The organism is Streptomyces spiramyceticus (assembly GCF_028807635.1).
GTDB lineage: Bacteria > Actinomycetota > Actinomycetes > Streptomycetales > Streptomycetaceae > Streptomyces > Streptomyces spiramyceticus.
Genome location: NZ_JARBAX010000002.1, coordinates 1,429,683 through 1,453,646, shown reverse-complemented (window position 1 = coordinate 1,453,646; position 23,964 = coordinate 1,429,683). Strand labels below are relative to the sequence as shown.

Annotated in this window: 16 protein-coding genes; 11 read left to right on the top strand and 5 right to left on the bottom strand. The window is 70.1% G+C overall.

The genetic code is table 11. The features are described from left to right. Positions 1-3 precede the first annotated feature (3 nt). Positions 4-906 carry an oxygenase MpaB family protein gene (locus tag PXH83_RS29955; RefSeq protein WP_274564589.1) on the bottom strand — a complete coding sequence of 301 codons (903 nt, stop codon included), beginning with the start codon at positions 904-906 and terminating at the stop codon, positions 4-6. 98 nt (positions 907-1,004) lie between these two features. On the opposite strand from PXH83_RS29955, the gene PXH83_RS29950 reads away from it, so the two are divergent. Together PXH83_RS29950 and PXH83_RS29945 are read left to right on the top strand one after the other, a co-directional pair. After that, on the top strand, positions 1,005-1,298 hold the full coding sequence (locus PXH83_RS29950; protein WP_274564587.1) for a hypothetical protein: 294 nt from the start codon (positions 1,005-1,007) through the stop codon (positions 1,296-1,298). 133 nt (positions 1,299-1,431) lie between these two features. After that, positions 1,432-2,232, top strand: coding sequence for a hypothetical protein (locus tag PXH83_RS29945; RefSeq protein WP_274564584.1), 801 nt, complete (start codon positions 1,432-1,434; stop codon positions 2,230-2,232). Between the two features lie 15 nt (positions 2,233-2,247). Here PXH83_RS29945 and PXH83_RS29940 read toward each other — a convergent pair whose 3' ends face one another. Then, positions 2,248-5,595 (bottom strand): hypothetical protein, encoded by a 3,348-nt coding sequence (locus tag PXH83_RS29940; RefSeq protein ID WP_274564582.1) that lies wholly within the window; start codon positions 5,593-5,595, stop codon positions 2,248-2,250. Positions 5,596-5,954: 359 nt separating this feature from the next. Between PXH83_RS29940 and PXH83_RS29935 the strand changes: the two genes are divergently transcribed. Then, positions 5,955-7,337, top strand: a complete 1,383-nt coding sequence (locus PXH83_RS29935) for a tannase/feruloyl esterase family alpha/beta hydrolase (RefSeq protein WP_274564580.1) — start codon at positions 5,955-5,957, stop codon at positions 7,335-7,337. A 9-nt stretch (positions 7,338-7,346) separates the two neighbouring features. Here the strand turns inward: PXH83_RS29935 and PXH83_RS29930 are convergent, their stop codons facing one another. The 3 genes from PXH83_RS29930 to PXH83_RS29920 all read right to left on the bottom strand — a co-directional run bounded on the left by PXH83_RS29930 (position 7,347) and on the right by PXH83_RS29920 (position 9,223). Further along, positions 7,347-7,889 (bottom strand): MOSC domain-containing protein, encoded by a 543-nt coding sequence (locus tag PXH83_RS29930; protein WP_274565213.1) that lies wholly within the window; start codon positions 7,887-7,889, stop codon positions 7,347-7,349. After that, positions 7,886-8,074, bottom strand: coding sequence for a hypothetical protein (locus PXH83_RS29925; RefSeq protein ID WP_274564579.1), 189 nt, complete (start codon positions 8,072-8,074; stop codon positions 7,886-7,888). Before PXH83_RS29925 ends, PXH83_RS29930 begins: the two co-directional genes overlap by 4 nt. A 96-nt stretch (positions 8,075-8,170) precedes the next feature. Then, positions 8,171-9,223: an acyl-CoA desaturase gene (locus PXH83_RS29920; protein WP_274564578.1), complete on the bottom strand. Its 1,053-nt coding sequence runs from the start codon at positions 9,221-9,223 to the stop codon at positions 8,171-8,173. Between the two features lie 204 nt (positions 9,224-9,427). On the opposite strand from PXH83_RS29920, the gene PXH83_RS29915 reads away from it, so the two are divergent. The 8 genes from PXH83_RS29915 (at position 9,428) to exaC (ending at position 23,953) form a co-directional block, all read left to right on the top strand. After that, complete coding sequence (locus PXH83_RS29915) at positions 9,428-12,406, top strand: DEAD/DEAH box helicase (protein ID WP_274564577.1); 2,979 nt, start codon at positions 9,428-9,430, stop codon at positions 12,404-12,406. 59 nt (positions 12,407-12,465) lie between these two features. Continuing rightward, the gene (locus PXH83_RS29910; RefSeq protein ID WP_274564575.1) at positions 12,466-13,812 is read left to right on the top strand and encodes an SWIM zinc finger family protein; all 1,347 of its coding nucleotides are present in this window, start codon (positions 12,466-12,468) and stop codon (positions 13,810-13,812) included. A gap of 312 nt (positions 13,813-14,124) precedes the next feature. Continuing rightward, positions 14,125-16,062, top strand: coding sequence for an ABC transporter ATP-binding protein (locus tag PXH83_RS29905; protein WP_274565212.1), 1,938 nt, complete (start codon positions 14,125-14,127; stop codon positions 16,060-16,062). 210 nt (positions 16,063-16,272) lie between these two features. Further along, positions 16,273-17,541: a GAF domain-containing protein gene (locus tag PXH83_RS29900; RefSeq protein ID WP_274564574.1), complete on the top strand. Its 1,269-nt coding sequence runs from the start codon at positions 16,273-16,275 to the stop codon at positions 17,539-17,541. Positions 17,542-17,682: 141 nt separating this feature from the next. Further along, positions 17,683-19,152: an aldehyde dehydrogenase family protein gene (locus PXH83_RS29895; protein ID WP_274564573.1), complete on the top strand. Its 1,470-nt coding sequence runs from the start codon at positions 17,683-17,685 to the stop codon at positions 19,150-19,152. Between the two features lie 16 nt (positions 19,153-19,168). After that, positions 19,169-20,755, top strand: coding sequence for an APC family permease (locus PXH83_RS29890; protein WP_420803265.1), 1,587 nt, complete (start codon positions 19,169-19,171; stop codon positions 20,753-20,755). Between the two features lie 23 nt (positions 20,756-20,778). Continuing rightward, complete coding sequence (locus PXH83_RS29885) at positions 20,779-22,344, top strand: GMC family oxidoreductase (protein ID WP_274564572.1); 1,566 nt, start codon at positions 20,779-20,781, stop codon at positions 22,342-22,344. 85 nt (positions 22,345-22,429) lie between these two features. Next, positions 22,430-23,953 carry an acetaldehyde dehydrogenase ExaC gene (gene exaC / locus PXH83_RS29880; RefSeq protein WP_274564571.1) on the top strand — a complete coding sequence of 508 codons (1,524 nt, stop codon included), beginning with the start codon at positions 22,430-22,432 and terminating at the stop codon, positions 23,951-23,953. Positions 23,954-23,964 lie beyond the last annotated feature (11 nt).

The window sequence follows — 23,964 nt, the reverse complement described above, 5'->3', positions numbered from 1 at the left end:
GAGTCAGGGCTGCGTGGCCGCCGGGCTCTCCGTGTGCGGGACCGGGCAGCCGCCCACGCCGGGTGTCGGGAAGGTCCCCAGGCTCCCCACCGTGTAGCCGTCGGGATATCCCTTGATCTCCGGGTTCTGCCGGGCGTAGTGCGGCGTACTGCGCGGGGGCAGCAGCCGTACGGCACGGGCGCGCAACCTGAGCGCTCCCCTGACCACGGCGCGGGTCGCGGGCGCCGGGGTGTCGTAACGGAACGCCCGCAGCAGAGCGTCGTCGAGGAGAGCGAGGCTCGCGCCGCGCACCAGGGGCGCGAGGGGGCCCGGGTACCAGGAGGCCATCAGGGCCAGGGTCGCGTCGGAAACCTTCCGCGCGCCCTCGTCCCAGCCGAAATGCTCCTCCTCGTAGGTGTCGAGGCAGCGCTCGAACTCCTCGAAGGACTGCGGGATTTCCTTGATGCCCATGTGCTTGCCGAGCAGGGCGTAGTAGGCGGCACAGGCCCGGAGTTCGTGGTCGGACAGTCGGCGCCAGCCGTAGGAGTCGATCCAGCGCTTCGGCATGACGACGAACGTGCACAGCACGTAGCGCATGTCGTCGTTGCTGATGTCGTAGCTGCGGTGCATCTGGTTGATGCGGCGGATGGCCGTGCGGCCGTCCTCGCTCTCGAAACCGTGCTCCACGACGGTGTCCAGAAGCAGCGCGGTGTCGTCGTAGCGCTTCTGCGTACGGTCTGTCAGTTCTGCGGTCTCGGCGAGGAGACGGCCGATGCTGGGGACCGCGTACGTGCGGTAGAGGGCGAGCTCCAGTGCCCGGGTGAAGTCCCAGGGGAACTCGTACGTCGATGTGAGCCGGTAGATCGTCAGGAAGTCCTTCTCCGGATCAAGCCGCTGGATCTCCTTCAGCCGGTCGTAGCGCTTCAACGCACCGTCCCCCTATCTGTCGTCCGAGGTCCAACCTTACGTTGGGGGCGCACACTTGAAAGATCCGTGATCGAGCCACACAGGGGAAGGTGATCCGGTTGTTCGGCAGACTCCGGAAGTTTTTCGCGACACGACCCGGCGGTGCTGGGCAGGCCGCACCGCACCCGGAAAATCGGCAGCACAACATCTTCGAGGCCGCGGCGGTCTACGTGTCCGCCTGCGCGGAGGACGACGAGCGGCGCAGCGACGAGGCGGCCGGCTGGGTCTCGCCCGAGGCCCTCTCCTTCGGTGTCAACGAACTCGCCTGTCGCGCGTTGATCGCGCTCGCAAGGGAGCGCGACGAATCACCGCACAGTGTGGCGCGTACGCTCCTGGGTCTTCCGGCCGCCTGACCCAGGAAGGGCAGCGATCCGGGGCTCCGGAAGGGCGGGGCCCCTGAGCGGTTCTTTTCGTCCCGTGGACCTCGACGATCGGGTTACTCACTGGTTAGGGTGCGCCGACGACCGATCCGATAAGGAGGGCGCCGTGACCGGGCCGGACACCGCCGAGAATGCCGAGGACGCCGAGGACGCACTGTTTGTGCTGACCGCGGTGCTGCTGACGCCCGCGCAGTTCCCCAGCGTGCTCGGCAACGACTATCCGGAGGCCTGTGCTGCGCTCGGCCTGGAGCCGTACGCCGACGGGTACGGGCTTGTGCTCGGCCAGGACGGCACCGGCGCCCGGTGGACGGTGGTGATCGACGACGTGTCCCTGGTGGCGGTCGCCATCGCGTCCTGGGACTGCGGCATGGAGTACGACCTGTCGCCCGACGAGCGCAGCGTGGTCGCAGGCCTGCCGGGCTGGCCGCTCAGGCTCGCGGTGGCCGCTCCGGGCATTCCCGCGCCGCACGACCCTCCACCCGAGGAGGGTGAGACCGGCCCGGCCCTGGCGCCGCCCGACACCGAGCAGTGGGGGCCCGCCCAGCGGCGGCTCGGCGCGGACGAAATCGCGCTGCAGTGGGCGGCCTGGCGTGAGCAGATCGACGACGAGGAGACCTTCGTCGCTCCCGGCGGCAAGCCGCACACGGGTGTGCGGCGCGTGATCGAGGAACTGCACGCCTATGTGGAGTCCCCGCCACCGCCGGGACGGGTACGTTCCGCCTTCGCGTCCGGCGAGGCCCGTACGCTCCGTGCCGACGGTCCTGGCTGGTCCATGGTCGCCAGGACCGACGACATCGCTTTTGTGCTGCTCGACGACGAGCCGGGAGAGGTTCTTCCGGTCGGCAGGGGCCCCGAGCTGCCCGGGCTGCTGGAGGCGCTCGACAAGATGGCTGTACGGCCCGCCTGACCGCCGTCTCGCGGGTCAGTGGCCCCGCGCCGGACCGGCGACGAGCGCCCCCAGAGCCGTGTCCGGATCCGGGTGGTCGCGAAGGGCCGCCAACTCGCTGGGCCATGGCTCCCGCCAGGAGGAGGAGCGCCCGGCCGCGGACACCAGGGCCAGCGCGAGCAGTCCTGCGGGCGCCGATCCACGGGCGCGCAGCAGGCGCACGGCATCGAGCACCGCCGCCGCGCAGTCGGGACGGCCGGTTCGGCCGGGGCGGCCGACGTCGATGTACAGGCCGTCGTCGAGCGCCAGTCTGTCGGGGCGTTCCTCGACCAGACGCAGCAGCCGCTCCCAGAGTTCGGGAGCCGGGTCTCCTGCCCGTGCGGCGTCCAGTGCCGCTTCCTGGGCGAGACGGGCTGCCTGACGGAACAGGCCCGCCCCTTCGAGGGCGTCGAGCAGGACGCCGACAACAGCCCGCGAAGCCCCGTGACTGCACTGGCCGGCGATGGCATCGGCACAGCCGTCGAGGCGGCGCAGCGCGTCGACCCTGCTGAGCGGGTCGTCGGAATGCGCCCCGATCCGCAACGGCGCGAAAGCCTCCGTCGTGATGGCCGACGTGTTCTCTCCCGACGGCAGGGCGACGAGCTGCGCTACGGCCGCGTGCCACACCGGACGGGTCCTGGCGAGGTCGACGACGGTCTGTGCCAGGACACGGGCGGCCTCCTCTGACGAATCGCCGGTGAGGTGGGCGGGCAGGGCGCGGCAGGCGGCGGTCGCGGTGCTGTCGTCGCCGCCCTGTACGAGGCCGAGGAGGAAGGCTTTGTACGCGGCACGGGCCGCGCGCGGTACGGCGGTGGGGCGTACACCGACGACAGCCTCTCTTACGGCCTGTTCCCACACTCCTTCGGACAGCCGGTCCGCGATGTCGTCGCGGTCGATGCCGCGCAGCAGGAGCGGCGCGACAACGGCCCGTACGTCCCGGTGCTGGTCCTGCTCGTCCCAGGCGGCGAGCAGCGCACTCAGGGCGGCCGTTCCGGTGAGGACGCCCAGCGCCCTGGCTGCTTCCTTGCGGGTGCCGACCGGGTTGGCCGGGTTCCGCAGAAGGGGCGCCAGGAGTGTGATCGCCCGGCTGTCCGGTACGTCGTCCAGCAGGCGACGTACGGCGGACATCGCCGCACGCCCGCGCACGCCTCCGGTGCCCGCGTGCCTGAGCAGTGTCTCCAGCAGTTCTGCTGTGACGGGCCTGGTCCCGCCCAGTGCGCCGATCGCGGCCGCCGCCACTGGCTGGGGCGCGGTCGAGGCCAGGGCCGTGAGGTGTACCGGGGTGTTCAGGAGCGCGGCCGCGTCGGTCCTTTCGCGCAAGGGGGTGTACTCGTCGGACGCCACGGTCACCAGGTACGCCGCCCATTTACGCCGCTGGTACGCGAGCCAGCGGCCGGTGTCGGCCAGGCGTAGCCGGGGCGCCCAGGGCGTGCCCCGGGGGCGGATGCGGCCGCGCAGACCATCCCGTACGGCGGCTTCGAGTACGTCGTCGAGCAGGTCGGTACGGCGGGTGGTGAGCGTGCGCAGCACTTCGGGTACGCCGGCGAAGGACGGGTCGAGGCGCACCAGTTCCGCGCAGCGGGCCTCTCGGGTGGCGGCGGGGGCGATCCAGACGGCCGCCGCACGGGCGGCGATTTCGGGGTCCTCGTGTTCCTCCGCAGTACGCCGCATCAGGGCTTCGAGGGCGGGGAGTTCCACCAGGTGTGGTGCCAGGAGTTCGGCGAGTGACGTGAGGGTTTCGGCGGGCGCCCCTGATTCGGCCACCGCGCCGGAGCAGACGGCAAGCGCCGTACGTGCGTCCAGGCGCAGCGGGTTGCGCGGCCCCCTGCGCCGGGGATCGGCGAGAACCTGGCACAGCAACCGGGCAGCGAATGCGGCCCGTTCGGTGTCTCCGCGCGCCGCAGCGCTCTCGGTGGTACGGCGCAGCCACCGTTCCGCGCAGGCAAGGGTGACTGCGGTGGAGTCACGCGACTGGACCGTGGTCAGGGCGGCGTCGCGCAGCACACGTTCCTCGACCGCCGCGAGCAGCCGGGCGGGTGCGGCGGCCAGCTGCGCGAGGGCGAAGCGGCGTACGTCGTTCTGGTCGTGCCAGGCGCGTTCGCAGGAGGCGGCGATCCGCGCGTACTCCTCGGGATCACCGTTCAGTTCGGCGCTGGCGAGCAGCGCGGGCCAGGCGGCGAGCCGGAGGTCCATGCGATGGTCCGACGTCTGGACGCGCAGGAGCGGTTCCGCGACGTCGAGCGGCAGTCCGGCGGCGAACCGCCTGAGCGTCCTGCTCCTGCCTGCCGAGCGCTTGAGCCAGGGTGCGAGGAAGGCGGCCCTGTCGTCCGGTTCGAGGGCGGCGATGGCGGCGATGGCGGACAGCGAGGCGCGGCGCCCGAAGTCTCCTCCGATGCGCTCCCGGACGACCCGGCACCGTTCGTCGGGCGGCAGAAGCAGGAGCAGTGAGTCGGGGGCGACCTGGCCCTGGACCGTGCCGATGCGCCTGGGCGCGTCGGCCGGGCACCGGGTGGCGAGCTCGACCAGGTCGTCGGGCGGCAGGTCCAGGACAGCGCGCCTGACCGACGGGGGCAGCGGCCCCGCCTGGATCGTCAGTACGGGCTCTGTGCCGTGGTGTTCTGTGCCTGCGTGTTCTGTGCCTGCGTGTTCTGTGCCGTCGTGCGCCGGGGCCGCCCGCAGGATCTCCAGCACGGCGGAGGGGTGCCGCAGGAGGGCTGCAGCTGCCCGTTTTCCGATGAGTGGGGGTGCTCCGCGGAGCATCAGCAGGCCGGCTTCCGTGTCGCGCTCGGCGACTGCTGTGGCGATGATCCGGTGGGCTCGTGCGTAGCTGTGGCGTTCATGGCTCCTGCGGGCCGCGTACTCGTCGGTGAGGTGCCTGGCGACGGCTACAGGGGCGGTGCGGGCAAGGGAGTTGAGCAACCCCGCTGGTGGTTCGAGGCGCGGGAGCCAGTGCGCTGCCGTCTGTGCGGAACAGGCTGTCAGCAGCCGCGCCGCCTCTTGGCCGCCGTGGCGTTCGTACACCTGCTGGATGAGGGAGTCGGCGAGCGCGGTGCGGCGGCCGGTCTTCAGCACGCGGTACGTCTCGTGGCGTACGGCGCGGGTGTTGTGCAGCGCGAGTGCGGTGAGGGCGTGTTCGTGGAGCGGCAGGCGGACGGCGGCGGAGAGTGCGCGGCGGCGCAGGAGGGGATCGGCGAGCGCCCGGGAGACGGTGTCGATGTCGCGGCGCACGACGGCGAGAAAGAGCGCGGTGTGGCGCTCGTCGGGGTCCCCCGCGTCGAGCGCGGCGTGCACCGCGGCGTAGGCGTCGGGGGCCACTGCGCGGCCGTAACGGGCGAGAGCGCCCATGCGGGCGGGGAAGGGCAGGGAGTCGAAGTGAGCCCTCAGCCATGCGGAAGTCAGAGGCTGGGGCTCGGGTTGGGGCTGGGGCTGGGGCTGGGGTTGAGCGTGCGGGGCATCGTATGTGGCCATCAGCGATCACCGAAGGATCGTGAGGCCCCCTTTCCGGTCTTCATGCGGTCATGATCACAGCGAACTGATCAGCGGGCAAGCGGTTTTCGTGGTCCGCCCCCATGCCCCGGCCCGGCGCCGTGTGGGCCGGCCCCATGGCCGCAGGGGGACGAGCGACAGCACGATGTGGCGGCTGCGCCCCGTCCCGTCACCACCGCCCCGCACCGTCCCCACCGCCGTGAATCCGGAGGCCGCCCATGCGCCCGCTCCTGTCCCGAGGTGTTCCGATCGTCGCCGCGCTTCTGATGGGTCTGAGTACGATGCCGACAGCCATCGGCGCCGCCGCCCCCAGCGCCCCTCCCGGTTCTGCCTGCGCCCCGCACGATCGTCCGACGGTCCCGGGCGCGGAGCACCAACAGGTGGCTTGTCTCCCCGACTTGACCACTGCGGGGCTCGCCGGCACGGCATACACCGACACCGCCGACCAGGCGGGCCTGTCCGCGAAGGGCACGAAGAACCCCTCCGGTGTGCCCGGCATCCAGATCGACGGCTACTTCCCGGACACTTCGCGCTCCAATCCCACCCACGGGTGGCGGCACGACGCCCAGTTCGTCATCCGGCTGCCGGAGCGCTGGAACGGCGGCCTGGTGGTCACCGGCGCACCGGGCACCCGTAAGCAGTACGCGACCGACGCCCTCATCTCCGACCAGGTACTGGCCCTCGGTTATGCGTACGCGGCCACCGACAAGGGAAACAGCGGCCCCGACTTCTTCACGGACGGCAAGCGGCCCGGCGATGCGGTGGCGGAGTGGAACCGGCGGACCACCGAGCTGACGCGCGCGGCACGGAAGGCCGTCGCGCAGCGGTACGGGCACGGGCCCCGGCGTACGTACATGACGGGCATCTCCAACGGCGGCTATCTGACTCGCTGGCAGTTGGAGAACCACCCCGAGCTCTATGACGGAGGGGTCGACTGGGAGGGCTCGCTCTGGACGGCGGACGGCGGCGGACTGCTGGGCTCCCTGCCGGTCACCGTGGCGCGCGCTCTGGGGCGGGCGACGGACGACGACCTCCTGAAGGCCGGTTTCGCGCCCGGTTCCCAGTTCCTGTGGCCGTACCACGAGAAGGCGTACTGGGGAGTGACCCAGAAGATCTACCGCGCCGAATTCGACCCGTCGTACGACCCGGACTGCCCCGGCTCTTCGGCAGGTTCGACGGCGCCGGAGATCCTTGCCCCGTGCGCGTCGGATGCGGACTACGACTACGCCGCGCGCCCCTCGTCCGTACACCGCGCGGTCCAGCGGGTGGCGCTGACCGGGCGGATCGGCAGGCCGCTGATCACGCTGCACGGCGATCTGGACACGCTGCTGCCCATCGCCACCGACTCCGACGTGTACGAGCGGATGGTGACCGGGCAGAGCCGGTCACGGCTCCACCGCTACTACACCGTCGAGGGCGGTACCCATGTCGACTCTCTCTACGACACATTCCCCGAGCGGCTGCGGCCGGTTCTGCCCTGCTACCGCTCGGCGTTCACCGCCCTCGTCGCGTGGGTCGAGGACGGCAGCGCGCCGCCCGCGGACCGGACGATCGCCAGGCCCACGGGCGGTGATGTGGTCAACTCCTGTGCGCTGAGCTGAGCCGGGAGGTCAGACACGCTCCAGGGGGCGGTGCGGCTCGGCCGGTAGGTCGACCCTGATCCGGTCACCGGGCCGCACCACTCCGCCCGCCGTGACGATGCTCATGATCCCGGCCTTGCGCACAATGTTGCCTGCGGCGTCCCGGCCGACGACCTGCTTGAGGAGGCCGTCCTGGAAGGCGTCGATCTGAAGGCAGGGATTGCGCAGGCCGGTGATCTTGACGACCGCTTCGTCGCCGATGCGCAGCAGGGTGCCGGTGGGCAGCGCCGGCAGGTCGATCCCGCGCGTGGTGACGTTCTCACCGAGCTCGCCGGGCGCGACCTTGAAGCCCTCCTCCAGCACCTCGTCGAAGAGCTCTTCATGGATGAGGTGGACCTGTCGCAGGTTCGGCTGGGTGGGGTCCTGGGCAACCCGTGACCGGTGCTTGACCGTCACCCCCGCATGCACGTCCCCCTCCACGCCGAGACCGGGCAGCAAGGTGATGCTGTCCCGGTTCGGCTTGGTGAAGCTGTACTCGCCGTTACTGCTGACCGCCGTGACGGTGCCGCTCAGCGCCCTATCTCCTTACGCGAGATCCTGCTGCGCAGCCTGCGGCGCTGCGAACTGTCCAGCATCAGGTACGCCGCCACAGGCACTCCCACCATGACCAGCAGCGCCGGCCAGAACCCGATCAACCAGATCAGGACGATCCCCACCACCACACCACCGGCGGCGACGACCTTCGCGTTGTTCGACATCTTCTGACGCCTCCTTCGCGGCGACTGCCGCTCCCTGCTCCGACAACGTGCACGCCAGCGCCGCAGTTCCATTGTGCGCCCGCTGTACGGCAGCGCTTATACGGCGGCGCTCGGGGCGGGCCTGAGCGGCTCACCCACCTCGTGCATGTGTGTCAGCGCCTGCCGGTACGAGTCGACCAGGCCGGTCTCCGCATACGGCATACCCAGTGAGTGGCAGTGCGCACGCACGAGCGGCTGGACGAGCCGCAGATGCGGGCGCGGCATGCTCGGGAAGAGATGGTGCTCTATCTGGTAATTGAGGCCGCCGAGGAACCAGTCGGTGAGTATCCCGCCGCGCACATTGCGTGACGTGAGGACCTGCCGCTGCAGGTGGCCCCATCGCTCGCCGTCGGAGTCGGGCATTTCCATCCCCTTGTGGTTGGGCGCGAAGGCCATGCCGAGGTGGAGACCGAACAGCGCGTGGTGCACCAGCGCGAAGACGATGGCCTTTCCGACGGACATGGTGGTGAGCAGGAGTGTGGCATATGTCACGAGGTGGGCGACCAGCAGAAAGCCCTCCACCGTGCGCTCGCGCAGCGACTGGCGGCGCAGGTCCTGGAAGCCGGAAACCTTCAGAGCGATGCCTTCGAGCAGCAGCATCGGGAAGAACAGGCGTGCCTGGTTGCGGGTGAGCCAGCGGGCGAAACCCTCACGCTGTTCGGCCTGCTTCTGGGTCCAGACGAGCGCGCCGACTCCGACGTCGGGGTCCTTGTCGACGTGGTTGGGGTTGGCGTGGTGGCGTACGTGCTTGTCGTTCCACCACGCCTGGCTCATGCCGAGCAGCAGATTGCCGTGGATGAGCCCGACGGCCATGCCCAGCCGACGGTTGCCGGTTATCTGCGCGTGTCCCGCGTCGTGTCCTACGAAGGCGGTACGGGCCCACAGCACCGCGAGGGGCAGTGCGAGCAGCAGCGTCCACCAGGAGTCGCCGATGAGCACGATGCCGGTGACGACGGCGGCCAGGGCGAGCAGATTGGCCGCGATCCCCAGCGCGTACCAGCCGATGCGCCGCTCCAGGAGTCCCTGCTCCCTCACGGTGCGCAGGAGCGGGGCGAAATCGCTCCCCGAGGTGCCTGTCGTGGGTTCCGCGACAGTGGCGGCCTGGGGCATAAGGGTCTCCGGTCTGTAGGACCTTGCTCTGACCTCATGAAAGTACGCAACGAGGACCCTCGAAGACCATGGCGCTGGCACCCGGCTTTCAGTGGGGTAAGCCCCCAGCCGCCAGGGTGGGGCTGGCCACACCTCGCGCGCGCCGGATGCTGTACCCTCGGCGGCCCGGCCCGACTAGTCAAACTTGAGGAATGCGTCATCGCTGTGCACCGGCCTCCGGCGGCAACGCCCTCCGAGATCTCCGAACTCACCCGCCGCTCCGCGGTCTTTCTGCCCGCGGACCCACCCCGTACCGGCAAGGTCGCCTTCTGGCGGTCCGACGGCAGCGAGCCCCCGCCCGTCCCCCCGTCCGCGCCCCGGTCCGAGCCCCTGTCTGCCCTTGGATCCGTCGAAGAACTGACCGTGGTCGCGGCCGATGCGACACCGCGGACCGTACGAGCCGTCGTACTGCCCGTACGGGACGCCCTGCCGGTCCTGACCCGAGCCCGCGCGTCCGCACACGCCGACCCCGCCGCCGCTTTCTGGGGCGCGGCGGCCCTCGTCGCGCTCCAACTCGCCGCCCGCGGGCGGCTGCTGCCCGGCCTGACCGCGACCGATCACGATGCCTGGCGGGCCGGACCACTCACCACCGACGACCTGGAACGGGTACGCGAACTGGCGGCCGCGATGCCGCCCACCGCACATGCCGTACCGCTCGACATCGACGCCGAGCCCCTGCTGCTGCCCGCACCCGAGCGCCTGCTCCGCGCCTTCCTCGACGCGGTCGCCGACGGTCTGCCGCGTACGCCCGCCGCACCCTGGGCCACCCTGAGCCCCGCCTTCGCCGCGCCCGAGCCGCAGCGGCTGCCCGAACAGCGGGCCTGGGCCGCGGATGTCGCCGCCGGGCAGGACGCGGGCGTACGGATCTCACTGCGGGTCGAACTGCCGGGCCTTGCGGCGTCCGGGGCCGGGACGTTCCGTGCCGTCCTCCAGATGCACAGCGTCAGCGACCCGTCGCTGGTGGCGGACGCCGCGGAGGTGTGGGCCGGTGCCGGTCACGCCGGTCATGCCAGTCACCCCGGTCACACGGGTACGGCTTTCGGTCCGCGCGCCCGCATGGACGCGCTGCTCGCCCTGCGCCGGGCCGCACGCGCCTGGCCACCGCTGGCCCCGCTGCTGTCGGCCGCCGTACCCGACGCGATCGAGCTCGCGGACGAGGACGTCACCGAACTGCTCGGCGAGGCCGCCCGGGCTCTGGCCGCCACCGGCGTGCAGGTGCACTGGCCCAAGGAGCTCGCGCGAAAGCTGACGGCGCGCGCGGTCGTCGGCCCGCCCGACGATGCAGCTGAGAGCAGCGATCGCAAGGGTCCCGGGAAGACAGCGTCCGACGTGCCGTCGTTCCTGTCGGCCGACGCCCTGCTGGCCTTCAACTGGTCGTTCGCGCTGGGCGGCCAACAGCTCTCGCGAGCCGAACTCGACCGGCTCGCCGAGGCCAACAGGCCGGTGGTGCGACTGCGCGACCAGTGGGTCCTCATCGACCCCGAGGAGGCCCGTCGCGCGCGGGAGCACCAGGACCGGAAGGTCACCCCGATCGAAGCGCTCAGTGCCGCGCTGACCGGCCGTACAGAGGTGGACGGACAGCGCGTCGACGTACAGGCGTCGGGATGGCTCGCACAGTTGCGGGACCGTATCGCCGATCCCGAGGGCACCGGGCACCAGACGATTCCGCAGCCGGCCGCCCTCGCGGCGACGCTGCGCGACTACCAGTTGCGCGGGCTCAACTGGCTGCATCACATGACGTCCCTCGGCCTCGGCGCCTGCCTCGCCGACGACATGGGGCTCGGCAAGACCATCACGCTCATCGCCCTGCATCTGCACCGGCAGACGGACGAGCGGGCCGCAGGACCCACCCTCGTGGTCTGCCCCACGTCACTCATGGGCAACTGGCAGCGCGAGATCGAACGCTTCGCGCCCGGAACGCCCGTACGCCGCTTCCACGGCCCTTCGCGCAGTCTGGAGGGCCTGGCCGACGGCGAATTCGTCCTCACGACGTACGGCACGATGCGGCTCGACGCCGGGCAGCTGACCGTGCCCGGTGCCTGGGGGATGGTCGTCATCGACGAGGCACAGCACGTCAAAAACCCGTATTCGGCGACCGCCAAGCAGCTGCGGACCATCAACGCACGCGCACGCGTGGCGCTCACCGGAACACCCGTCGAGAACAACCTCTCCGAGCTGTGGGCGATCCTCGACTGGACGACGCCCGGCCTGCTCGGCAGGCTCGGCACATTCCGCAGGACCTACGCGCAGTCGGTCGAGGGCGGAAACGATCCGGCAGCGGCAGAGCGGCTCTCCAAGCTCGTACGCCCCTTCCTGCTGCGGCGCCGCAAGTCCGATCCCGGCATCGCGCCCGAGCTGCCGCCGAAGACGGAGACCGACCGTGCCGTGTCTCTCACGACGGAACAGGCCGGACTGTACGAGGCGGTAGTGCGTGAGACGCTGGCCGCCATTTCAGGGGCCGACGGGTTCACCCGGCGCGGGCTCGTGGTGAAGCTCCTGACCGCGCTGAAGCAGATCTGCAACCACCCCGCACAGTATTTGAAAGAGGAGAGTCCCAAAGAGCACAGTCCGAAACGGAACAGTCCGGCGGAAGAACGGCCCAGGATCGCGGGACGGTCGGGGAAGCTGGAGCTGCTCGACGAGCTCCTCGACACGATCCTGGCCGAGGACGCGAGCGTGCTGGTCTTTACGCAGTACGTGCAGATGGCGCGGCTGCTTGAGCAGCATCTCGCCGCGCGCGGGGTGCACACCCAGTTCTTGCACGGCGGTACGCCCGTCCAGGAACGCGAGGCGATGGTGCAGCGGTTCCAGGACGGTGAAGTCCCGGTCTTCCTCCTGTCGTTGAAGGCGGCGGGCACCGGTCTCAATCTCACCCGCGCCGCCCATGTCGTGCACTACGACCGCTGGTGGAACCCTGCCGTCGAGGCACAGGCCACCGACCGGGCGTACCGGATCGGGCAGACCCAGCCGGTGCAGGTGCACCGGCTGATCGCCGAGGGCACGATCGAGGACCGGATCGCCGGAATGCTCGCGCGCAAGCAGGAGCTGGCGGACGCCGTCCTCGGCTCCGGCGAGGCCGCGCTGACCGAACTGACCGACGCCGAACTGGCGGATCTGGTGGAGCTGCGAGGGGGCACGCGATGAGCGGCACAGGCGGGTGGAACGAGACGGAGAGGGCCACGGAAAACGAGAGGGACAGGGCCATGGAATGGGACACGGAGCGCACCTTTGGCGCCCTCCCTCCCGCGCGGGGTCGCGGCTTCGCGCAGTCCTGGTGGGGCCGTGCCTGGCTGAAGGCACTGGAGGACACGGCGCTCGACGGTGAACAGCTCAAGAAGGGGCGCAAGTACGCGCGTGAGGGCGCGGTCGGCGCCGTGTCCGTACGGCCCGGCCGGATCACGGCCGTCGTCCGGGAGCAGGACGGCTCGGCGTACCGCAGTGATGTGCTGTTGCAGCGGCTGAGCGACGAGGACTGGGACCGCTTTCTGGACATGGCGGTCGAACGGGCCGGGCACATCGCGGCCCTTCTGGACCGCGAAATGCCGCCGCACCTGGTGGAGGACGCGGCGGCGGCCGGGGTCGAACTGCTGCCAGGCATCGGCGATCTGGAGCCGGAGTGCTCGTGCGAGGCATGGGATCACTGCCCGCACACCGCGGCGCTCTGCTACCAGGTGGCGAGGCTGCTGGACCAGGACCCGTTCGTGCTGCTGCTGATGCGGGGGCGGAGCGAGCGGGCACTGCTGGACGAGCTGCAGGTACGCAGTGCCGTCAGGGCAGCGACTCCCCACGAAAGCGCGGGGGCGCACGAGGAAGAGCGCGCCCCGGAGGGCGTACGTGCCGACGAGGTGTTTGCGGCACGGGACATACTGCCTTTGCCCGCGCCCCCGCCCTTCCCCGAGGAGCCGGGGCGGCCACCGGTTCTCGATACGGAGACGGGGCCGGCGCCTGGGATCGACGTCGCGGCGCTGGAGTTCCTGGCGGCGGACGCCGCCGCCCGGGCGCATCGCCTGCTGGCCGAGGCGCTGTCGGCCGGGCATGAGCAGCACCCCGTCGACGAGGAGCTGACAGCTGATCAGGACGCTGTACGGCTGGCAGCCGGGGCGCCAGGTCCAGTCATCGCCGCCCGCCTCGCGTCGGGCTCCGGCCGGGAGCGGGCCGAACTCGCCCTCGCTGTACGGGCGTGGGGGTACGGAGGGCGTGCCGCGCTCGCCGTACTGGAGGAGGACTGGTCCCCGGACCGGGAGGCACTGGCCCGTGCCCGTTCGCGGCTGACGGAAGCGTGGGACGAGGAGGAACGCCCGCAGTTCCGTGCCCAGCGCAACCGGTGGACGGTGACCGGCTCGCACGCTCGGCTCTCGGACGCTCAGCTGCGGTACGGACGCGACGGGTGCTGGTGGCCGTACCGCAAGGAGCGCGGCCGGTGGACTCCGGTCGGTCCCGCCGACCAGGATCCGGCGGTGGCGCTCGCCGTCGCCCTGCGGAGCGACGGACAGGAGACGGTCGGCTCCACAGCAATCCCCCGCAGGGGTGACGAGCCCCCTCCCGGGTGAATCGAACGCCGCATCACGGCAGCTTTCGGAAGCGCGCCCTTTCCTGTCGACGTTCATTCGGACTTTCGCGCGACGGTTCGCCCGCCTTCCCCCGTGACGGCTTCTTGATCAGGTGAGTTCTCCGGGCGCTGGATCCCTCAACGTCACCACAGGAGGAACCTTGAATTCCGCGCCCGCTCGCATCGTGCTTCACCCTGCGTTCGAGAACCCACCTGTGGCGACCGCAGTTGCCGTGCGCCCTGTTGACGCGAGGTGGTCGGCATGAAGTGGCCCGCAAGCGGTCGGCGTACCGATTCCGTCGGAGCGGCGTCGATGACGGCTGCGGAGTGGGAGTCGGACCCCAAGTCGGAGTCGGTGTCCGGCCCGGCAGCGGCGGTTCCACCCGCCAGGCAGGAACGTCCGCGCCCGTCGGCTCCTCCTGAGCTGGACTACAACGGACGCAAGCACCGCCGCGCCATGGAGGATGCCACCCTGCGGGAGATGGCTCGGCGGATTCCCGCCGCACTCGGCCAGACCGCCCGGCTCGCCTGGTCCGTGGACCGGCGCATGGTGATCACCATCCTGGCCTGTCAGCTGCTGTCCGGGATCGGTACGGCCGTCATGCTCGCCGCCGTCGCCAGGGCCATGCAGCACCTGTTCGGAACGGACGACGCCCGGACGGCGTTATCGGCGGCCTCGCCGGCCCTGGTGCTGGCGGGCCTCGCCCTGGCCACGGGTTCAGGGGCCTGGATCATGGCCGACTGGGCCACGCGCCGGCTCAACCCGCAAGTCGCCTCAGCAGCCGACATGACCATCCTCGACCTCCACATGCGAGCCGAGTTGTCCGCCTACGACCAAGAGGGTTTCAAGGACCGCAGCCAGGCGGCCGAGATCGGGGCACTGCGCGCCGTCGATCTCGCCGATGACGCCAAGACCCTCACGAACGGGTTCGTGCAGCTCGTTTCCGCCGCGTCCGTCCTCGCGGTGCTCCACCCTCTGCTGGTCGGTGTGCTGCTGCTCTCCGTCCTTCCTCGCGGCCTGGGCGGTGTGATCGCCGCGCGCATCGACTACCGCGTCCACGACCGTACGATCTCCGCGCGCAATGTGCGCGGCATGATGCGGTGGTGGCTGACCACCTCGGAACTCGCCGACGAGCTGCGCGCCAACACCATGCGCCCCTACCTCTACTTCTGGTACCGCACGATGTGCGACCGGGTGGAGGGCAAGGAGCTGGAGGGAGCGGGGCCGTACCTGCGGATCACGGCCGTCGCCGCAGCCCTGTCCGGCATCTTCACGCTCGGCATGTGGGCCTCCCTCGCCGTGCTCGTGCTGTCCGGCCACATGGTCCTGGCCATCGCCGGAACGGCGATCGTCGCGTCCCAGACCGCCGGCCGCGCCCTCAACTCGATCATTCGGTACGGCGCCGTCATGTTCCACCACGGCCTCTACCTCAGCGACTACCACGATTTCCTGGCCGAGGTACGGACGATGACCACCCGCCGCGGCGCCGCCACGGTCCGGGCGCCCCGCACCGTCCGCCTCGACGAGGTCGAGTTCAGCTACCCCAACAAGGCAGCTCCTGCCCTGCACAAGCTCTCGCTCACCCTCAAGCGCGGTGAAGTGGTCGCCCTCGTCGGCGAGAACGGCGCCGGCAAGTCGACCCTGGTGCGGCTGCTGACCGGACTGACCCTGGCCACTTCCGGCGGCGTGTACTGGGACGACACCGATCTCGCCACCGCCGATGCCGAATCCGTGTGGCAGCACGTCGGGCTCGTGCCTCAGAAGAACGGCCACTGGCCCTTGGCAGCCAGGGAGAACATCACTCTCGGTCAGCCACGTGAGTTCGGCGACGAGCAGGTCTGGAGGGCCGCCGAGCAGGTCGGCATGGCGGACGTCATCCGTGACCTGCCCGACGAACTGGAAACACTGCTGGCCCGCTCGGTGTGGGGCGGGCAGGAACTGTCCGGCGGGCAGTGGCAACGCCTCGCCTGTGCCCGCGCCCTCTATCGCAAGCCGGGCCTTCTCATCCTGGACGAGCCCACCAGCGAGATGGACGCGAGGGGCGAGCACATGATCTTCCGTACGCTCCGGGACATCGCGCAGGACCGCATCACTGTCGTGGTCACCCACCGCCTCGACAACGTGAAGATGGCGGACCGGATCATCGTCCTCGACGAAGGCCGCATCCGGGAGGAGGGCACATTCGAGGAGCTGGTGAACACGGACGGCAGCCTCCTCGGCGAGTTGTACGCCCTGTCCCAGGACCGCTGACCCTGCCCACCGGGTGGGCCGGTCCCCACCGGTACTGACGGCCGATCGCTACCGCTACTGACGGCCGATACTCACCGGTGCTGACCGCAGGAGCACGGTGTGCCCCGGGACAGAGATCCCGGGGCGCGGGCGGGAAGGAAGACGCCACCCGCACAGCAGGCGTCCTTGCCGCCGCACCGGGCCTCCGACACGATGGTTCGGGAGGCCGAAGTGACCGATGCATGGGTGGCTCTGGAGGCCGGGGCGGACCCGGTTGAGCGGCTTGGTGAACTGCGCAGGGCGCATGAGGTGTTCACCAGCGCGGGGCGGCTTGAGCGGCCCGTACGGTCCGTGGTCGGGGAGTCGTGGCGGCGGTCCGCGCGGGCACGTGTCAGCCCCGAGTCCACCGCCCGTATCGAGCTGACCGACGCGGACCTCGGCTCGTACAGGCACGAACATCCGCTGGCCAGGGTGATGCCGCTGTTCCGGGAGCTGATGGGCACCTTCGCGAGCGACGGCGAGCATCTGCTCGCGGTGTGCGACGCGCAGTGCCGCCTCTTGTGGGTCGAGGGGCACCCCGGAACCCGGCGCCGTGCCGGGCGGCTGAACTTCGTTCCCGGTGCCCGCTGGTCCGAGTCCGCGATGGGAACGAACGCACCCGGTACGGCCGTTGCCCTCGACCGGCCCGTGCAGGTCTTCGCCGCCGAACACTTCAGCAGGCCCGTACAGCCCTGGACCTGTGCCGCGGCCCCCGTCCACGATCCGCGCACCGGACGTCTCCTCGGAGCCGTCGACATCACCGGTGGGGACGGGCTCGCGCATCCGCACAGCCTGGCGTTCGTCCAGGCAGTCGCCCGTGCGGCCGAGTCACAGCTCGCACTCCTCTCGCCGCCCCCGCGCTCCTCCCCCGTGCAGCTCTGCGCGCTGGGCAGGGACGAGGCCCTGCTCGTGGTCGACGGCCGCAAATTGCGTCTCAGCCGCCGCCACAGCGAGATCCTGGTGCTGCTCGCCCGTCACCCCGAAGGCCTCACCGGCGACGAGCTGCTCATCGCCCTGTACGAAGACGAGTCGGTCACCCCCGTCACCCTGCGCGCAGAGCTGTCCCGGCTGCGCCGCCTGCTCGGCCCGGCGCTGCTCCTCTCCCGGCCGTACCGGCTCGCCACTCCTGTCGACACGGACTTCGACACCGTCGCACGACGCCTCGCGTCCGGCGCCACGACGGCGGCCATGAGCGGGTACGTGGGCCCACTGCTGCCCGTCTCGCAGGCCCCCGAGGTCGTACGTCTGCGCAGGCGTCTGGCGGACCAGCTGCGGGCCGCAGTGATCGCCCGCGCGGATCCGGGGCTGCTCGGTGACTGGGCGTACAGCCCCTGGGGAGAGGACGATCTGGCGGTCTGGCAGACGCTCGCCTCCGTACTTCCCGAGGATCAGCGGCCGGCCGCGCTCACTCGTGTACAGGAACTCGACACCTGGCAGCGTGACCGGGCACAGGGCCGGTGACCGTCCGCCCCGGATGACGGCTCCCACGCTGCGGACACAGCCCGGTCTCCTTAGTGTCTGTTCATGGACCACCACAGTGTCTGTTGATGGAGCACCACACCGCACCACAGGTGCCGCCCATCCGAACCCGGAGGAGCCCCCATGCCGGAGCTGTTCATCGGTGGCAAGTGGACCGCCGCCCTCGGCGGGCAGGTTCGTGAGATCCGCTGCCCCGCTGACGGCACCCTGGTGGCAACCGTCGACGAGGCCGGCCCCAAGGACGCCGCCGCTGCCATTGCCGCCGCCCGTGACGCCTTCGACAGCGGGCCCTGGCCACGCACTCCGGCCGCCGAGCGCGGCCGGCTGCTACTGCGCGTCGCCGACCTGCTGGAACGCGACAGGCCGACGCTCGCCCGGGCCGAATCCCTGGACACAGGGAAGCGGCTCGTCGAGAGCGAGTACGACATGGACGACATCGCGGCCTGCTTCCGCTACTTCGGCAACCTCACGGCGTCGGGCGGCAACGACCGGATCGTCGACACCGGCAATCCCGATGTGGACAGCAGAGTGGTCCATGAACCGGTCGGCGTATGCGCCCTGATCACTCCATGGAACTATCCGCTCCTGCAGACGGCCTGGAAGGTCGCTCCGGCGCTCGGCGCGGGCAACACCTTCGTCCTCAAGCCCAGCGAGCTGACCCCGCACACCGCCATCATCCTGATGCGCCTGCTGACCGAGGCAGGACTGCCCGACGGGGTCGCCAACCTCGTGCTGGGCGCCGGCCCGACAGCGGGTGCGCCGCTCACCGCGGACCCTCGGGTCGACCTTGTGTCGTTCACCGGCGGACTCGTCACAGGGCGCCGCATCATGGCAGCGGCCGCCCCCACCGTGAAAAAGATCGCCCTCGAACTGGGCGGCAAGAACCCCAACATCGTCTTCGCCGACGCCGATTTCGAGGCAGCGGTCGACCACGCCGTGATGGCGGTGTTCCTGCACTCCGGGCAGGTCTGCTCGGCCGGGGCACGGCTCCTGGTCCAGAACGAACTGCACGACGCGTTCGTCGACGAGGTGGTGGCCCGGGCCAGGGCGATCCGGCTCGGTGGCCCGTTCGACGAGAATGCCCGCACCGGGCCGCTGATCTCCGCGGCGCACCGCGACAAGATCGAGGCGTACGTGGCGGCCGGACTGGCCGACGGCGCCGTACTGCGCTGCGGCGGCAAGCGGCCCGACGACCCGGCCCTGCAGGGCGGCTTCTACTACCTGCCCACCGTGCTGGACGAGTGCACGCCGGGCATGTCCGTGGTGGCTGACGAGTCGTTCGGTCCAGTACTCACCGTCGAGATGTTCCGTGACGAGGAGGAGGCGGTCGCGCTCGCCAACGACACCGCCTATGGGCTGACCGGAGCCGTCTGGTCGGGTGATGCGGCCCGGGCGCAGCGGGTGGCTTCCCGGGTGCGCGCCGGCACCGTATGGATCAATGACTTCCATCCGTACGTTCCCCAGGCAGAGTGGGGCGGAATGAAGCAGTCCGGCTTCGGCCGTGAACTGGGCCCGGCCGGACTTGCCGAGTATCAGGAGGCCAAGCACATCTGGCGCAATCTCTCGCCGAAGCCGCAGAGGTGGTTCGAGTGAGACAGGGGTGGTTCGAGTGAGTACGGAAACGGGCAGGGGCGCGGATCCCGCACCCCCCGAGAAGACCCAGACCGAACACGACGACGACGCGCTGGGCGAGCTCGGATACCGCCCTGAACTGGTGCGCACCCTCGGCAACTTCCACACCTTTGCCGCAGGCGTCAGCTACATCTCGATCCTGACCGGTACCTTCCAGCTCTTCTACTTCGGCGTATCGCTCGGCGGTCCCGCCTACTGGTGGTCCTGGCCGATGGTCTTCACCGGTCAGCTGATGGTGGCCCTGTGCTTCTGCGAGCTGGCCGCCCGCTACCCCGTCGCCGGCTCGGTCTACAACTGGGCCAAGAGCATGGGCGGCCCGCACATCGGCTGGCTCGGCGGCTGGATGATGATGACGGCCACCATGGTCACGCTGTCGGCCGTGGCGCTCGCCTACCAGATCACGCTGCCGCAGATCGACGACTGGTTCCAGTTCGTCGGCGACGGCACCGGCAGGTCCGACGCGGCGGCCAATGCCGTACTCCTCGGCACGGTACTCATCCTCTTCTCGACCGTCGTCAACGCCTTCGGCGTCAAGCTCATGGCACGGATCAACTCCGCCGGTGTGTTCATCGAGCTGATCGCCGCCGTCGCCCTGATCATCTTCCTCGCCGCGCACATCACCCGCGGCCCCACCACCGCGGTGACCGAGACGTACGGGCTCGGCAGCGGCCAGAGCCTCGGCTATTTCGGCGCCTTCCTGACCGCGTCGCTGGCCTCCGCGTACGTCATGTACGGCTTCGACACGGCGTCCTCGCTGGGCGAGGAGTCGCACAACCCGGGCCGCAACGCGCCCCGCGCCATCCTGCGGGCGCTTGTCGCGTCGTTCCTCATCGGCGGATTCATCCTGCTCTTCGCCCTCATGGCCGTACCCGATCTGGCGGCGGAGGAGCTGGGCACGGGCGGTCTGCAGTACGTGGTGCTCGAAACGCTCGGCTCGACGATCGGCGAGATCTTCCTGTGGAGCGTGGTCATCGCGATCACCGTCTGCGTACTGGCCGTACAGGCCGCCGGCATCCGGCTGATGTTCGCCATGGCGCGCGACAACAACCTGCCCGCGGGCTCGGCGCTCGCCCGGGTCAGCCCCCGCTTCCACACGCCCGTCGTACCGGCCGTCCTGATCGGTGTGGTGGCCGTCGTCATCCTGGTGATCAACATCAACCAGCCGCAGATCTTCTCTGTGATCACGAGCATCGCGATCATCATGATCTACGTGGCCTATCTGATGGTCACCGTCCCCCTGCTGATCAAGCGGTTGCGCGGCGACTGGAAGCCCATCGAAGGCAACTTCTCGCTCGGCAGGTTCGGGCTGCCCGTCAACATCCTCGCCGTGCTGTGGGGCGCCGCCATGTCGATCAACCTCGCCTGGCCGCGCGCCGAGGTCTACAACGCGACGGGCGACCAGCACTGGTATCTGCGCTGGGGCGCGTTCCTCTTCATCGGCATCGTCGCGCTGGGCGGCTTCGCCTACTACTGGTTCGTACAGCGGCACAAGACGGGAGTCCTGGCCGAGCACCGCTTCGAGGCCGTGGAACCGGTGCCGACGCCCCCGTCCGCCGCCCCCTGAACACCTCTGATCCAGGAGACGCAATGTCCGCTGAGAGCCCGCTGGCCGCCTTCGACTATGTGGTGGTCGGCGGCGGTACGGCCGGCGCGGTCGTCGCCGCGCGGCTGACCGAGGACCCGGACGTCAGCGTCTGCGTACTTGAGGCAGGCCCTTCGGACGTCGGCGACGACAACATCCTCCGGCTCGACCGGTGGATGGCCCTGCTGGAGTCCGGTTACGACTGGGACTACCCGGTGGAGCCGCAGGAGAACGGCAACAGCTTCATGCGGCACGCCCGAGCCAAGGTGCTCGGCGGCTGTTCCTCGCACAACTCGTGCATCGCCTTCTGGGCACCGGCCGAGGATCTGGACGAGTGGGCCGCGCTGGGCTGTACGGGGTGGAGCGCGGCGGACTGTTTCCCGCTCTACCAGCGCCTGGAGACCAATGACGCGCCCGGCGACCACCACGGCCGCTCGGGCCCGGTGACCATCCGTACCGTACCGCCGAACGACCCGTGCGGCAGAGCGCTGCTGGCGGCGTGCGCGGCGTCGGAGATCCCCAGCAGGCCGTTCAACACCGGCAAGACGGTGGTGCGCGGTGCGCACTGGTTCCAGATCAATTCGCTTCCGGACGGCACCCGTTCGTCCTCGTCGGTCGCGTATCTGCACCCGATTCTCGGCAAGCGGCCGAACCTTGAGGTACGCACGGGGCTGCAGGCCAAGCGGCTCCTGTTCGACGACAGCGGACGGCGTTGCACGGGCGTCGAGTATCTGGAGCCCGACACCATTCACAGCGGGGCGGTCACGGCGCGGCGCGAAGTCATCGTCTCGTGCGGGGCCATCGACTCTCCGAAGCTGCTGATGCTGTCCGGTATCGGACCGGCCGGGCATCTGTGGGACTCCGGCGTCGAGGTACGGGTGGACTCCCCCGGGGTCGGCTCCAACCTCCAGGACCACCCGGAGGGCGTGATCATGTGGGAGGCGAAGCAGCCCATGGTCACGGCGTCCAGCCAGTGGTGGGAAATCGGCATCTTCGTGGACACCGAACCGGGCCTCGACCGGCCGGACTTGATGTTCCACTACGGTTCGGTTCCCTTCGACCTGAACACTTACCGACGCGGCTATCCGACCGCCGACAACGCCTTCTGCCTCACGCCGAACATCACCCGGGCACGATCCATGGGCACGGTCCGGCTGCGCACCCGCGACTTCCGGGACAAGCCGAAGGTCGACCCCCGCTACTTCACGCACGAGCACGACATCCGGGTAATGACGTACGGGCTGCGGCTCGCCCGCGAGATCGCCGCACGGGCTCCGATGGCCGACTGGACCGGCCCCGAGCTCGCTCCGGGCCCGGACGCGAAGACCGACGAGGAGCTGTTCTCGTACATCCGGCAGACGCACAACACCGTCTACCACCCGGCGGGCACCGTGCGCATGGGCGCGGCGGCCGACCACGACTCGCCGCTCGATCCGCAACTGCGGGTCAAGGGCGTCACGGGACTGCGGGTGGCCGACGCGTCCGTCATGCCCTTCCTCACGACGGTCAACCCGTGCATCACCACGATGATGATCGGCGAGAAGTGCGCCGACATGATCAAGGCAACGTAGCCGCAACCTGGTCGCAACGTCCGGGTCCATACCCTCGCGCCGAGTGCCGCCCAACGGCGGGCGGCGCCAGAGGGAGGCCACGGAGATGACCCGTTACGCAGCGCCCGGCACCGAGGGTGCGATCGTCTCGTACGAGTCCCGCTACGACCACTGGATCGGCGGCGAGTACGTCCCGCCGGCCCGCGGCCAGTACTTCGAGAACCCGAGCCCCGTCAACGGCCGCCCGTTCACCGAGATCGCCCGTGGCACCGCGGAGGACGTGGAGCGCGCCCTGGACGCGGCGCACGCCGCCGCGCCGGGCTGGGGGCGTACGGCGGCGGCCGACCGCGCGAACATCCTGCTGAAGATCGCCGACCGGATGGAGACCCATCTGGAGGAGCTCGCGGTCGCCGAGTCCTGGGAGAACGGCAAGCCCGTACGGGAGACCCTGGCCGCCGACATCCCCCTCGCCATCGACCACTTCCGCTACTTCGCGGGTGCGCTCAGGGCGCAGGAGGGGTCGCTCAGCGAGGTCGACGACGACACCGTCGCGTACCACTTCCACGAGCCGCTCGGAGTCGTCGCCCAGATCATCCCCTGGAACTTCCCCATTCTCATGGCCACTTGGAAGCTGGCCCCGGCACTCGCCACCGGAAACGCAGTCGTCCTGAAGCCTGCCGAGCAGACCCCCGCCTCCGTCCACTACTGGATGAGCCTGGTCGCCGATCTGCTTCCGCCCGGTGTCGTCAACATCGTCAACGGCTTCGGCGAGGAGGCCGGGAAGCCCCTCGCGTCCAGTCCCCGCGTCGCGAAGATCTCCTTCACCGGTGAGACCACGACCGGGCGGCTGATCATGCAGTACGCCTCCGAGAACCTCAAGCCGGTGACACTGGAGCTGGGCGGCAAGAGCCCGAACATCTTCTTCGACGACATCTGGAGCGTCGACGACGACCTGCGCGACAAGGCGCTCGAAGGCTTCACGATGTTCGCGCTGAACCAGGGCGAGGTGTGCACCTGCCCGTCGCGTGCGCTGATCCAGCGCGGCAACTACGGCGATTTCCTGGAAGCGGCGACAGCCCGGACCGAACTGATCACGCCGGGCCACCCCCTGGACACCGACACGATGATCGGCGCTCAGGCCTCCAACGACCAGCTCCAGAAGATCCTTTCGTACCTGGACATCGGCCAGCAGGAGGGCGCCAAGATCCGGACGGGTGGTCAGAGGCTGGAGTACGACGGCGACATGGCAGGTGGCTACTACGTCCAGCCCACGATCTTCGAGGGCGACAACCGGATGCGGGTCTTCCAGGAGGAGATCTTCGGCCCGGTCGTCGCGGTCACCTCCTTCGCCGACTTCGAAGACGCGATCAAGACGGCGAACGACACGCTGTACGGGCTCGGTGCGGGCGTCTGGACGCGGGACATCAACACGGCGTACCGGGCGGGCCGTTCCATCCAGGCGGGCCGCGTCTGGACGAACTGCTACCACGCGTACCCGGCGCACGCGGCGTTCGGCGGCTACAAGCAGTCGGGCATCGGCCGCGAGAACCACAAGATGATGCTGGAGCACTATCAGCAGACGAAAAACATTCTGGTGTCCTACTCGCCGAAGAAGCTCGGCTTCTTCTAGGGGCACGGTGA